Origin of the sequence: Halothiobacillus diazotrophicus (assembly GCF_001663815.1) — a bacterium.
GTDB classification, from domain to species: domain Bacteria; phylum Pseudomonadota; class Gammaproteobacteria; order Halothiobacillales; family Halothiobacillaceae; genus Halothiobacillus; species Halothiobacillus diazotrophicus.
The window spans coordinates 1,976,721-1,989,743 of record NZ_CP016027.1; the positions used below are offsets into that span (position 1 = coordinate 1,976,721).

Below are 13,023 nucleotides of genomic sequence, written 5' to 3' on the forward strand. Positions count from 1 at the left end.
CTCGACGTCCGAATCGACAATTCATTTCCCGCAACACTCCTGCCGACGACGGCACGCGCACCGCGCTGACGGACCGACTACGGCAAACACCAACATGGGTAAAAAGGCATGGCGACATTCACCGTTGGCTTGATCGGCAACCCCAATTGCGGCAAGACCACCCTGTTCAACGCCCTGACGGGCATGCGGCAGAAGGTGGGCAACTGGCCCGGCGTCACCGTCGATCGCAAGACGGGGCTGTTCGATATCGGCTCGGAGTCCATCGAAGTCGTGGACCTGCCGGGCACCTACTCCCTGGATGCCGCCTCCAGCGCCTCGCTCGATGAGGCGATCGCCCGCGAATACGCACTCTCGGGCGAGGCCGACGTCATTCTCAACATCGTCGATGCCAGCAACCTCGAGCGAAATCTCTATCTCACCACCCAGCTGATGGAAATGCGGCTGCCGCTAGTACTCGCCGTCAACATGATCGACTTGGCCGCCGAAGCCGGCATCGTCGTCGACTGCGCCGAACTGGAGCGCCAGCTGGGCTGCCCCGTCGTCCCGATCACGGCCAGCAAGAAGCAGGGGTTGGACGAATTGAAGCGCCGACTGATCGAGCGTGCACGTCAGGCGGACGAACCGGGTATCAAGATCGAGTACGCGGCACTCATCGAAACCGCCCTGCGCGACCTCAAGCCGCTGCTCGAACCATTCGCAGCGGAACAGCGGATCGACCCCCGCTGGCTGGGCATCAAACTGCTGGAAAGCGACCCGCTGACACTGTCCACCGTGGACGACACCGTGCGTCAGGCCGTGACCGCCGCGCAGGAGACGATCCGCGCCCACATGGACGAGGAGGCGGACGTCTTCATCGCCGACGCCCGTTATACCTTCATTCATCAGGTGACCCACCATGGCGTCACCCGTCGCGGACAACTGCGACGCTCGCTGACGGACCGCATCGACGCCATCGTGCTCAATCGATTCCTCGGCATCCCCATCTTCCTCGGGGTGATGTATCTGCTGTTCGTGATGAGCTTCAACGGCGGCAGCATCTTCCTCGACTTCTTCGAACAGACCGCACACACCCTATTCGTCGCGGGCGTGGGCCATGTCCTCCACCTGATGCATGCGCCGGACTGGGTCGTCGCCTTCCTCGCCACCTCCGTTGGCGGGGCGATCCAGCTCGTTTCCACCTTCATCGCGCCGATCGGCATGACCTTCCTCTTCCTGTCCCTGCTCGAAGACTCCGGTTACATGGCCCGCGCGGCCTTCGTGATGGATCGGTTCATGCGCAAGATCGGCCTGCCCGGCAAGGCCTTCGTGCCGATGATCGTGGGATTCGGCTGCAACGTGCCGGCGGTCATGGCGACCCGCACCCTCGAAGATCCCCGGGAACGGTTGATTTCCGCCCTCATGCAGCCCTTCATGTCCTGCAGCGCGCGACTCGTCATCTACATGGCCTTCGTCACTGTGTTTTTCCGCGAGAACGGCGGACAAGTCGTTTTCGGCCTGTACGTACTCGGCATCGTGCTGGCCATCCTGACGGCCCTGCTGCTCAAGCGGACCGCCCTGCGCGGCGAAGCCACCCCGTTCGTCATGGAGCTGCCCACCTATCACATCCCGACCCTGCGCGGCCTGCTGCTGACCACCTGGGAGCGCCTGTCGGTGTTCATTCTCCGGGTCGGCAAGGTGATCATCATCGCTTCGGTGATCGTGACCCTGCTCTCGAGCTACAGCATGTCCGGAAAACCCCTCGCGGAAGGCGATGTCGGCGACTCCATCCTGGGCTCGATCGGCAAGACGATCACGCCGGTCTTCCATCCCATGGGCATCACCGAGGAGAACTGGCCGGCCGCCGTCGGACTGCTGTCCGGGGTGGTCGTCAAGGAGATTGTCATGGGCACCCTGAACGGCGTCTACACGCGCATGGATGCCGGAGATGCCGCTCAGGCCGCGCCCACCGAAACACCCGCGAAACCGGCGCCGTTCGATTTCTGGCAGGGCATCGGCAAGGCCATTGCCACCATTCCCGCCAACCTGGATACCTTCGCCCACGGCTTCTTCGATCCCCTGGGCCTCGGCGGCGTGAAGGTCGCCCAGACCAGTAACCTGCAGCAGGCCGCGGAACAGCAGGGCCTCGATACGCAAACCCTCTCCCGCATGGGTAGCCTGTTCACCGAAACGGCCGCCATCGCCTACCTGATCTTCATCCTGCTCTACATCCCCTGCGTGAATACCATGGCGGCGATCTTCCGCGAGACGCGCAGCGCGGGCTGGACCGTCTTCGCCATTTTCTGGGGGATTGGCCTAGCCTATAGTTTGGCCGTACTCTTCTATCAGTTCGCCAACTTCAGCCAGCATCCGACTGCGGCCCTGCTCTGGCTGATCGGCGTCAGCGCCGCCTTTACGGTGGCCATTGCGGCCCTGCATCGGCAGGGCCGGCGACGTGCCGTCGTCTAGCCTCCGGCGACGCGACAGGGCAAGCCATACGCGAGACACGAGGAGAGGGCACCAGATGAGCACAGATCTGAGCACACATCGCCAGCCACTGACCCCCAGCAGCCTCAAGGCCTATCTTCAGGCACGCGGCACCGCGCCGTTTGCCGATCTCGTCAATCGTTTCGATGCACCGCCGGAAGCGGTCAGCGCGATCCTGACGTTCTGGCAGGACCGAGGCCGCGTGCGTGCCGTCCCCTTGGACTCGAACGCCGCCTGCACGTCAGGTTGCGGCGACTGCGGGCCCGGCGGACGCGACGCGCACTGCGCGGTACCGGACGATCAACCGCGACAGTACGATCTTTATACATGGATCGACCCTGAGGCCATGCCGCTCGACCTGGACGCACTGGCCATCCATCAGCAGACGCACGGCTAGACAGTACGCCCCCCCTATCCCCAATGACGCGACAGCCCGCCAAGAGGCGGGCTGTCTATCGTTCACGCACGGTACGAAAACACGCGTCCGTCAGACACCCTTTCTTGGATCGAACGGCATCGAAACCTTCATTTCCTGATACAGGGCGCGCGCCTCGTCCGTCTTCGCGGGCGGCGTATGAATGAGCAGGGTCACGATGAAATCCCCGCCGGCCACGCCGCGCTGGCGCAGCCGCAAACGTTTCCCGGACTGAGAACCCGCCGGCACCGTCAGCTCGATGCGTCCGCCGGAGGGCGTTGGCACCGGTACCTTCTCGCCCAATGCCGCTTCCCAGGGCGTGATCGGCAGGTCATACAACACGTCATTGCCGTCCAGAGTGAAGCCCCGGTTGTCCGCCAGCTGCACGACGAGATAGAGATCGCCCGGCGTACCGCCCTGAGTGCCGGAGCCCCCCTGACCGGTCAGGCGAACGCGCTTGCCCGGCACACTGTCCTTCGGGATATTGACCTTGAGCGTCTTGCGTCCCGTTTCCGGATGATCGACCACGACGGATTTGCTGCCGCCCTCGATCATTTCCTGCACGGTCAGGTTCAGCGGCATTTCGTAATCGGCGCCGCGGGCCGCCCGTGTGCGTCGCGAATACCCGCTGCCACCGCCCTGCTCGAAGCCTCGGGCACCAAAGATGCTGCTGAAAAAATCGGAAAAGCCCGCGCCGCCATATTGACCGCCGAACTGGCTCGGGTCGAATCCCGGGGGCGGCCGGAATTCATCCCCCGCATGATAGTTGGCGCCCAAGGCATCGTAGCGGGCACGTTTTTCGGCATCGCCAAGCACATCATAGGCTTCGTTGATCTGCTTGAACTTGGCCTCGGCACCCGGTTCCTTGTTGCGGTCCGGATGATATTTCTGCGCCGCTTTGCGGTAGGCTCGCTTGATTTCGTCGGCGGTGGCCGAACGTGCGACGCCGAGCGTTGCGTAATAATCTTCGAATTTCAACGTAGCTTCACCTCGGAACAGATCAGGAGATCAGGAGAAATATGCCCGTATTCTTGAGGGTATTTCGGGTGATTTTCAAGGTTCGCGTATCGCACTGAGGAAAAAAAACCCGCCTTTCGGCGGGTCATGCGCTATCCCATCGAACCTCGCGACGCATTAGCGCTGGCGAGCCTTGAAACGCGGGTTGGTCTTGTTGATCACGTAAACCTTGCCGCGACGGCGCACGATCTGACAGTCTTTATGCCGGGTCTTGGCGGACTTCAGGGAAGAAAGGATTTTCATATCAGCCTCGGTCTATCGAATTTCGAAATCAAAATAGGTTGCGCAAAATATCCCAAAACCGGCTTAAAGGCAAGAAATGAATACTTTTTCATCGCTTTTCCGCGCATGCCGTCCGTCTGCGGGGATTTCGCTATACTGCGCACCGGTTCTGCCATTCCGGCAAGCCCTCCCGACCAACACGATCTGCCGTAACGCGAGTCCGTGAACCCAATGACACAAATAGTGATCGCCACCCATAACCGGGGCAAACTCCGGGAATTCGAGGCCATGCGCGTTGCCCTGTCGACCGCATTTCCGGGTCTCTCCCGAATCCAGTTCCTCCCCTTGTCCGACTGGCAGGGCACACCGCCCGACGAAGACGGCGAGCGCTTTATCGACAACGCCCTCATCAAGGCACGCGCGGCCGCCGCCCTGACGGGACTGCCGGCCCTGGCCGACGATTCCGGGCTCGTGGTCGACGCGTTGAATGGCGCCCCTGGCGTTTACTCCGCACGCTACGCGGGTGTCGGCGCGACCGATGCCGAAAACAACCTGAAACTGCAACAGGCGCTCGCCGGCACGCCGGAGTCGCAACGGAGCGCGCGCTATGTCTGTGCCCTGGCCCTGGTGCGCCATGCCGAGGATGCGCACCCTCTCACTGCCGAAGGGGAATGGCCCGGAAGTATGCTGACCGATCCGCGCGGGACCGAAGGATTCGGCTACGATCCGTTCTTCTTCTCGCCGGAACACGGCCAGACGGCCGCCCAGATGCCTGCCGAACTGAAGAACAGCATCAGTCACCGTGCGCGTGCCCTGACTAAACTGCTCACCCTGCTTGGACACGCCCCGCTCTGATGCAACTTCTGCAATTCACTGAAAATCCGCCGCTGGCACTGTACATCCACCTGCCCTGGTGCATGGAGAAATGCCCCTATTGCGATTTTAATTCGCACGGTCTCAAGGGACAGGCGCTCCCCGAGCGCGATTACATCGATGCCCTGCTGCGCGACATTGAGCGCGAACTCCCCTTGATCTGGGGGCGCCCCATTGAGACGATTTTCATCGGCGGTGGCACCCCCAGCCTCTTCTCGCCCGAAGGGCTGGATCGGCTGTTCTCCGGCCTGCGTGCCTTGCTTGATCTGCGCTTTTGTCGCGAAGTCACGCTGGAGGTCAATCCCGGCACCGACATGGCCACCCGGCTGAGCGAATACCGAAGCATCGGCATCAATCGCGTGTCCATCGGCGTACAGAGCTTTGATGACGACAGCCTCAGGCGCCTCGGCCGCATTCACGACCATCACGCCGCGATTCGCACCATCGAAGCCGCCCACGATGCAGGGCTGGACAGTTTCAACATCGATCTCATGTTCGGCCTGCCCCATCAATCGACTGAGCAGGCCGAAGACGACATCCGACAGGCTCTGGACCTCGAACCACCACATCTTTCTTGGTACCAACTGACTCTGGAGCCGAACACACCTTTCGCGGCCCATCCGCCGACCCTCCCCGAGGATGACACGATGGATGCGATCAACGAACGCGGTCTTGACCGCCTGGTGGGGGCTGGCTTCCAGCAGTATGAGGTATCCGCCTATGCGCAACCGGGACACGCGTGTCAGCACAACCTCAATTACTGGCAGTTCGGCGACTATCTCGGCATCGGGGCTGGCGCCCACGGCAAGATCACGCTGGCCGGGGAGTCTCGCATCGAACGCCGCGTCCGCACGCGCCACCCGAGTGCCTATCTGGCGCAGGCCGGTTCGGATGCCGCCATCACGGCGCACACGGTGCCCAGCCGCGAACTGCCCTTCGAGTTCATGCTCAATGCGCTTCGCCTGACGGAAGGTTTCGACGTCCCACTGTTCACCCACCGTACCGGACTGCCCATCAAGGTGATTTCCGACACCCTGCACAGCCTGGAGCAGGACGAACTCATCACCTGGACCATGACACACATCCGGCCGACCGAGCGTGGCGCTCGCTACCTGAACGATCTGGTCCTGCGCTTCATGCCCGACTGAGCCGCTTCAAGCCGGCTTTTTCTTCACCGGCCGCTGCCACCCCGTCTTGAGCACCTGCGGCGCACGTGCCAAGGCCAGTTGCTCTTCCGGTACATTTTTCGTGATCGTCGATCCTGCGCCGATCGTGGCACCGCTCCCCACCGCGACGGGCGCCACCAACTGGCTGGCCGACCCCACGAAGACCCGGTCGCCGATCAGGGTTTTGTGCTTGTTGGCCCCATCGTAATTGCAGGTGATCGTACCCGCCCCGATATTACACTCCTGGCCCATTTCCGTATCGCCCACGTAGGAGAGATGGTTGACCTTGGAACCCGCCCCGATTCGACTGGCCTTGACCTCGACGAAATTGCCGATCCGACTGTGTGCGTCCAGAAACGTGCCCGGGCGCAGCCGGGCATAGGGGCCGATCACCACGCCTTCCGCAAGCTCGGCGCCATCGACGTGGCTGAAGGCCAGTACCTGAACGCCATCTGCCAAGGTCGCGTTCCGGATGATGCTGTTCGGGCCAATCGTCACCCCGTTTCCTATCGTCACCCGTCCCTCGAAGATCACGTTGACGTCGATCGTCACATCCGTGCCGATGCTCAGTTCCCCGCGAATATCGAGCCGCGCAGGATCGATGATGGTCGCGCCCGCCAGGGCGAGTGACTTCGCCTGTCTGCGTTGCCATTCCCGCTCGAGTTCCGCCAGCGCCCAGCGGTCGTTAACGCCGGCAACCTTGACGGGATCATCCGTGAATACCCCCTCGATCGCCACCTCCGCCGCATGGGCCATGCCGACGATGTCCGTGAGATACAGCTCGCCCTGTGCATTTTTCGGTTCCAGTCGGGTCAGCCACTGGCGCAACTCCCCCACCCGGACGCACATGAGACCGGTGTTGATTTCCGTGATGGCCTGTTCCAGTGGGGTGGCATCCTTCTGTTCGCGGATGGCGATCAGGGCATGCGCCGCATCGCGAATGATCCGTCCATATCCGCTCGGATCAGAGAGCTCCGTCGTGAGGACCGCCAGCGGACTGCGTCGGGCTGCATCGACCAGGCCCTGTACGACTGCCGCGTCCAGCAACGGTACGTCGCCGTAGAGAATCAGCACATGGTCGTCGTCTGCGAAATCGACCTCATCAAGGGCGCATCGAACGGCGTGGCCGGTGCCGAGCTGCTCGTTTTGCAGGACCCAGCGGATATCTGCCCGGTCGGTCGCCGCCACAATCTGATCGGCACCAAACCCCACGACGACGTTCAGGGAGGCCGGTCGAATCGATGTGGCCGCATCCAGTACACGCGCCAGCATGGTTTTCCCACCCAGGGACTGAAGAACTTTGGGCTTGGCCGAACGCATACGCGTCCCCTTGCCTGCAGCCAGAATGACGACATGGAGTTGGGGCGTCGTTGACATGATTTCCTCGAAAACAAAAAAGGAGCCTAGGCTCCTTTTTATTGTACTGGACAACGCCTCACCGTGGCTTTCGCAACAGATTGGCGATCAGGATCTGATCCTTAACGACGTCCCGCGCCCATGCCTCGTAGGGAGCGCACCCATTTCAACCGCTCCTCGGCCTCGATCATGATCGACTGAGCCGAAGTGAAGTCCAATTGGCCGCGCTGCTCGTAGTCACGGATGTAGACGGCTTCTTCGGCCAGCTTGGCCTCGAGCTCGGACGCATCCACGCCATGAGCATCCTCTTCGGTCAGGGCCCAGTCTGCGATGATGCTCACCACCATCGGCTGAACCTCGAGGATACCGAAACCCACGAAGTAGCGGACGACGGAACCGTCAGCAAGATGCACGCGCACTTCACCGGGTCGCAGGATTGACAGGGTCTGCGTATGGAGCGGGGTAACCCCCACTTCGCCCGCTTCGGTGGGAATGGACACAAAGCTCGCATCCCCGGAGAAGATCGGACGCTCCATGCTGACGATGTCAACACGAATGGTCATTGCCATGATTTGGCCTCCCGTTACGCCTTCGCAGCGAGTTTGGCGGCCTTCTCGACCGCTTCGTCGATGGTGCCGACCATGTAGAAGGCCTGCTCGGGCAGATGATCGTATTCACCCGCGGTGATGCCCTGGAAGGCACGAATGGTTTCCTTCAGGGAAACGTAGCGACCCGGCGCACCGGTGAACACTTCGGCGACGAAGAACGGCTGGGACATGAAGCGCTGGATCTTACGCGCGCGAGACACGATGGCCTTGTCGTCGTCGGACAGTTCGTCCATACCCAGAATCGCAATGATGTCCTTCAGTTCCTTGTAACGCTGCAGGGTTTTCTGCACGGTACGGGCCACGGTGTAGTGCTGCTCGCCGACGACCTGCGGGTCCAGCTGACGGCTGGTGGAATCCAGCGGATCGATCGCCGGGTAGATACCCAGGGAAGCGATGTCACGGGACAGAACCACGGTCGCATCCAAGTGCGCGAAGGTGGTGGCCGGTGACGGGTCGGTCAAGTCATCCGCAGGAACGTAGACGGCCTGAACGGAGGTAATTGAACCGGTCTTGGTAGAGGTGATGCGTTCCTGCAGAACGCCCATCTCTTCGGCCAGCGTCGGCTGATAACCTACCGCGGACGGCATACGGCCAAGCAGCGCGGATACTTCGGTACCGGCCAGGGTGTAACGATAGATGTTGTCGATGAACATCAGTACGTCACGGCCTTCATCACGGAAGAATTCGGCCATGGTCAGACCGGTTAGGGCAACGCGCAGACGGTTTCCGGGCGGTTCGTTCATCTGGCCGTAAACCAGGGCAACCTTGTCCAGTACACCGCCATCCTTCATTTCGTGGTAGAAGTCGTTCCCTTCACGGGTACGCTCACCCACACCGGCGAATACTGAGTAACCGCTGTGCTCAACGGCGATGTTACGGATCAGCTCCATCATGTTCACGGTCTTGCCCACACCGGCACCGCCGAACAGGCCGACTTTGCCGCCCTTCGCAAACGGACACAGCAGGTCGATGACCTTGATGCCGGTTTCCAGCAGTTCGGTGCTGTTTGACTGCTCGTCGAAAGTCGGCGGCTTGCGGTGGATAGACCACTGCTCGTCGGAAGCGACGTCACCGGCGTTATCGATCGGATTACCCAGGACGTCCATGATACGGCCCAGGGTTCCCTTGCCGACCGGAACACGAATCGGTGAACCGGTGTTGCTCACGGCCATGCCGCGCTTCAGGCCATCGGAAGAACCCATGGCGATACCGCGTACGACACCGTCGCCGATCTGCTGTTGAACTTCGACGATCAAACCGGTTTCATCGATCTTGATCGCGTCATAGACCTTGGGAACGGAATCCCGAGGAAACTCGACATCGATGACAGCACCGATGATTTCGACAATTTTTCCAGAACTCATGTCTGTACCCTCAAAAATAAATATTGGCTAAAACCGACGACGATCAAACTGCCGCAGCGCCTGAAACGATCTCCGAAATCTCTTGCGTGATCGCGGCTTGACGCGCCTTGTTGTACTGCAGTTTCAACGCCTTGATCATGTCGCCCGCATTATCGGTGGCATTCTTCATCGCGATACGGCGTGCTGCCATTTCGCAAGCCACGTTCTCGATGGCGCTGGACACAATCTGTCCGGTGATATAGCGCTTCAGAACGGCTGCCAGCACTGCATGGGAATCCGGCTCATACAGATAATCCCAGTGGTGGCGCAGTTCCGGATTCTCCTGATACACCAACGGCGCAATCTGCTCGACGACCGGACGCTGCACCATCGAATTCACGAACGAGTTGTGCGCGAGTTCAATACGGTCAACGTGGCCTTCTTCGTAAGCGCCCATGGCAGCCGTAATGGCACCGCGCATTTTCGCGTAACTGGGCTTATCGCCCATGTGTGCGACCGATGCCAGAACGTTGCCGCCATAACGCTTGAAGAAAGCCCGGCCCTTCGAACCGATCGGGATGACGTCGACTTCGATGCCCTTGCTCTGGTATTCCTTGATTTTCAGCAAGGTGTGCTTGAGCAAGTTGACGTTCAAGCCGCCGCAGAGCCCGCGGTCCGTCGTGATCACGATGATCAGGACCCGCTTCACTTCACGCTCGACCATCAAGGGATGGCGATATTCCGGATGGGCATTGGTGATATGCCCGACGACTTCCAGAAACTTCTCGGCATAGGGCCGAGTCGCTTCCATCGCCTCCTGGGCGCGCCGCATCTTGGATGCAGCGACCATTTCCATCGCCTTGGTGATCTTGCGCGTATTCTGCACGCTCTTAATCTTGGTGCGAATCTCTTTGCCTACGGCCATGACTTCGCCCCCTGATTAATAAACGCCCTTCGCTTTGAAGGCCTCGATCACTTGCTTGATGCCGGCGGCGATTTCATCGTTGTAGGCACCGCTGTTACCGATCTTGTCTGCCAGATCCTTCGCGTTCGCCGCTGCGTAGTCGTGCAGGGCTTGTTCGAAGTCGTTGATCTTGTCGACCGCAACGTCGTCCAGATAACCTTCGTTCGCGGCCGTCAGGCTCAGGGCCATTTCGGTCACGGACAGCGGCTTGAACTGCTTCTGCTTCATCAATTCAGTAACGCGCTTGCCGCGCTCGAGCTGCTTGCGGGTCACTTCGTCCAGATCGGATGCGAACTGCGAGAACGCGGCGAGTTCACGATACTGGGCGAGGTCGGTACGGATCCCGCCGGCCAGCTTCTTGATCGCCTTGGTCTGTGCGGCGCCACCCACTCGGGATACGGAAATACCCGGGTTGATCGCCGGACGGATGCCGGAGTTGAACAGGTCAGTCTCCAGGAAGATCTGACCGTCGGTGATGGAGATCACGTTGGTCGGAACGAACGCGGATACGTCACCGCCCTGGGTTTCGATGATCGGCAGCGCCGTCAGTGAACCGGTCTGACCCTTGACTTCGCCCTTGGTGAAGGCTTCGACGTAGTCGGCGTTCACGCGGGAAGCCCGCTCCAGCAGACGAGAGTGCAGATAGAAGACGTCACCCGGATAAGCTTCACGTCCCGGCGGACGACGCAGCAGCAGGGAGATCTGGCGATAGGCCCAGGCCTGCTTGGTCAGATCGTCATAAACGATCAGTGCGTCCATACCGCGATCGCGGAAGTATTCGCCCATGGTGCAACCGGCGTAGGCTGCGAGGTACTGCATGGCTGCCGGATCAGAGGCGGTCGCAGCCACGACGATCGTGTACTCCAGCGCACCGTATTCTTCCAGCTTGCGAACCACGTTGGCGATTGAAGAAGCTTTCTGACCGATGGCCACGTAGACGCAGAACACGCCCTTGCCCTTCTGGTTGATGATGGCATCGATCGCTACGGCGGTCTTACCGGTCTGTCGGTCACCGATGATCAGTTCCCGCTGGCCGCGGCCGATCGGGACCATGGCGTCCAGCGCCTTGATACCGGTGAGGAGGGGCTGGTCGACGCTCTGACGCTCGATGACGCCCGGTGCGATCTTCTCGATCGGGGCGGTCAGGCTGGCGTTGATGTCGCCCTTGCCGTCGACCGGCTGGCCGAGGGTGTTCACCACGCGGCCCAGCAGCTCCTTACCCACGGGGACTTCCAGGATGCGCTGCGTGCATTTGACCTGATCGCCTTCGCGAAGGTGATCATAGGCACCCAGCACGATGGCGCCGACGGAGTCACGCTCGAGGTTCATGGCCACACCAAACGAACCGCCGGGCAATTCGATCATTTCGCCCAGCATCACGTCGTTCAGACCGTGAATGCGCAAAATGCCGTCGCTGACGGAAACGATGGTGCCAACAGTCTGCGCATCGGCAGACGTGTCGAAGTTTTCAATACGTTGCTTGATCAGGCTACTAATTTCAGATGGATTGATCATAGGATCTCCTTAGCGACTCAATTGGGCGGCCAGCTTTTCAATGCCGCCGCGCATTGAACCGTCGATCACCCAATCGCCGGCGCGGATGATGGCGCCGCCGATGAGGCTGCTGTCGATTTCCGTGTGCAAATCGACGGAGCGGTTCAAGCGCTTCTTGAGCGCCGCGTTAATAAGGTTGATTTCGTTCTCGGACAACGGATGGGCAGACACGACCGTGGCGGTAACCCGCTCTTCAGCCTGGGCGCGGAGCGCCTCATACTGTTCGGCGACGGCAGGCATCAGACTCAAACGTCCGTTTTCGCCCATAAGACGAACCAGGTTAACCCCGGCCGCATCCAACTCGGACGATACGACGGCCAGAAAGCCTTTCGTACGCTCTTCCGAGGGACGGGAAACGTCGCTCAAGTACCGAACCATGTCGTCGTTGCTTGCCACCTCGGCCAGCAATGCCAGTTGCCGCGACCACGCGTCGGCTGAACCAGCCGCCGTGCTCAGCTCGTGGACTGCCTTGGCGTACGATTGCGCAATTTGGATATTTTCGGACATTGACGTGTACCTATATCCTTAAATGTGGGCAATCAGATCGGCCAGCGCCGCTTCATGATCCTTGTTGGTCACTTCACGCTTCAGGATACGCTCGGCGCCAACGACGGCGATCGCAGACACCTGGCTGCGGAGTGCGTCCTTCGCCCGATTGACTTCCCGATCGATTTCAGCAGACGCCTGGGCAACGATGCGCTCGGCTTCCGCCTTGGCGTTCACGCGCGCATCTTCCAGAATCTGGTTCGAACGTGCATTCGCCTGGGCGATGATGTCGTTTGCCTTTTCCTTGGTCTCGCGCAGCAGTTCCGCAGAACGCTCTTGAGCCAGTTTCAGTTCGTGCTTGCCTCGCTCGGATGCCGAGAGGCCGTCAGCAATCTTCTGGCGACGGGCTTCCATCAATGCGGAAAGCGGTGTCCAGAGATATTTGCTGACCAGCCAAACGAGCACCGCGAAGGCGAGGATTTGTGCAACGAGTGTGATGTTAATGTTCACAGGTTCCCCTCGATTGTTGCCGTTTCGATGATACCGGGCCCAATGT

General features: G+C 60.7%; 13 protein-coding genes. 5 read left to right on the plus strand and 8 right to left on the minus strand.

Going from position 1 to position 13,023, the window contains the following annotated elements:
- The first annotated feature begins 108 nt into the window (after positions 1-108).
- The gene (gene feoB / locus A9404_RS08620) at positions 109-2,445 is read left to right on the plus strand and encodes a Fe(2+) transporter permease subunit FeoB (RefSeq protein WP_066100295.1); all 2,337 of its coding nucleotides are present in this window, start codon (positions 109-111) and stop codon (positions 2,443-2,445) included.
- Positions 2,446-2,500: 55 nt separating this feature from the next.
- Complete coding sequence (locus A9404_RS08625) at positions 2,501-2,860, plus strand: FeoC-like transcriptional regulator (protein WP_066100298.1); 360 nt, start codon at positions 2,501-2,503, stop codon at positions 2,858-2,860.
- A gap of 90 nt (positions 2,861-2,950) precedes the next feature.
- Here the strand turns inward: A9404_RS08625 and A9404_RS08630 are convergent, their stop codons facing one another.
- Positions 2,951-3,856, minus strand: a complete 906-nt coding sequence (locus A9404_RS08630) for a DnaJ C-terminal domain-containing protein (protein ID WP_066100301.1) — start codon at positions 3,854-3,856, stop codon at positions 2,951-2,953.
- Between the two features lie 126 nt (positions 3,857-3,982).
- Between A9404_RS08630 and A9404_RS13755 the strand changes: the two genes are divergently transcribed.
- Genes A9404_RS13755 through hemW form a run of 3 tightly spaced genes read left to right on the plus strand, consistent with a single transcriptional unit; the run spans position 3,983 to position 6,138 of the window.
- A complete protein-coding gene (locus A9404_RS13755; RefSeq protein ID WP_456064521.1) occupies positions 3,983-4,330 on the plus strand; it encodes a hypothetical protein in 348 nt (115 codons plus the stop codon).
- Between the two features lie 9 nt (positions 4,331-4,339).
- Positions 4,340-4,972 (plus strand): RdgB/HAM1 family non-canonical purine NTP pyrophosphatase, encoded by a 633-nt coding sequence (rdgB, locus tag A9404_RS08640; protein WP_156521294.1) that lies wholly within the window; start codon positions 4,340-4,342, stop codon positions 4,970-4,972.
- Positions 4,972-6,138, plus strand: a complete 1,167-nt coding sequence (hemW, locus tag A9404_RS08645) for a radical SAM family heme chaperone HemW (RefSeq protein ID WP_066100308.1) — start codon at positions 4,972-4,974, stop codon at positions 6,136-6,138. Before rdgB ends, hemW begins: the two co-directional genes overlap by 1 nt.
- Before the next feature lie 6 nt (positions 6,139-6,144).
- Here the strand turns inward: hemW and glmU are convergent, their stop codons facing one another.
- The 7 genes from glmU to A9404_RS08680 form a co-directional block, all read right to left on the minus strand.
- A complete protein-coding gene (gene glmU, locus A9404_RS08650) occupies positions 6,145-7,533 on the minus strand; it encodes a bifunctional UDP-N-acetylglucosamine diphosphorylase/glucosamine-1-phosphate N-acetyltransferase GlmU (RefSeq protein ID WP_066100311.1) in 1,389 nt (462 codons plus the stop codon).
- Positions 7,534-7,634: 101 nt separating this feature from the next.
- Complete coding sequence (gene atpC, locus A9404_RS08655) at positions 7,635-8,081, minus strand: ATP synthase F1 subunit epsilon (protein ID WP_066100316.1); 447 nt, start codon at positions 8,079-8,081, stop codon at positions 7,635-7,637.
- 14 nt (positions 8,082-8,095) lie between these two features.
- Entirely contained in the window at positions 8,096-9,484 is a 1,389-nt protein-coding gene (gene atpD / locus A9404_RS08660; protein ID WP_066100320.1) for a F0F1 ATP synthase subunit beta, read from the minus strand.
- 43 nt (positions 9,485-9,527) lie between these two features.
- Complete coding sequence (gene atpG, locus A9404_RS08665) at positions 9,528-10,388, minus strand: F0F1 ATP synthase subunit gamma (RefSeq protein ID WP_066100322.1); 861 nt, start codon at positions 10,386-10,388, stop codon at positions 9,528-9,530.
- Positions 10,389-10,403: 15 nt separating this feature from the next.
- Positions 10,404-11,942, minus strand: a complete 1,539-nt coding sequence (gene atpA, locus A9404_RS08670; RefSeq protein WP_066100325.1) for a F0F1 ATP synthase subunit alpha — start codon at positions 11,940-11,942, stop codon at positions 10,404-10,406.
- 9 nt (positions 11,943-11,951) lie between these two features.
- Entirely contained in the window at positions 11,952-12,488 is a 537-nt protein-coding gene (locus A9404_RS08675) for a F0F1 ATP synthase subunit delta (RefSeq protein ID WP_066100328.1), read from the minus strand.
- A gap of 18 nt (positions 12,489-12,506) precedes the next feature.
- Positions 12,507-12,977, minus strand: a complete 471-nt coding sequence (locus A9404_RS08680; protein ID WP_066100331.1) for a F0F1 ATP synthase subunit B — start codon at positions 12,975-12,977, stop codon at positions 12,507-12,509.
- Between the last annotated feature and the right edge of the window lie 46 nt (positions 12,978-13,023).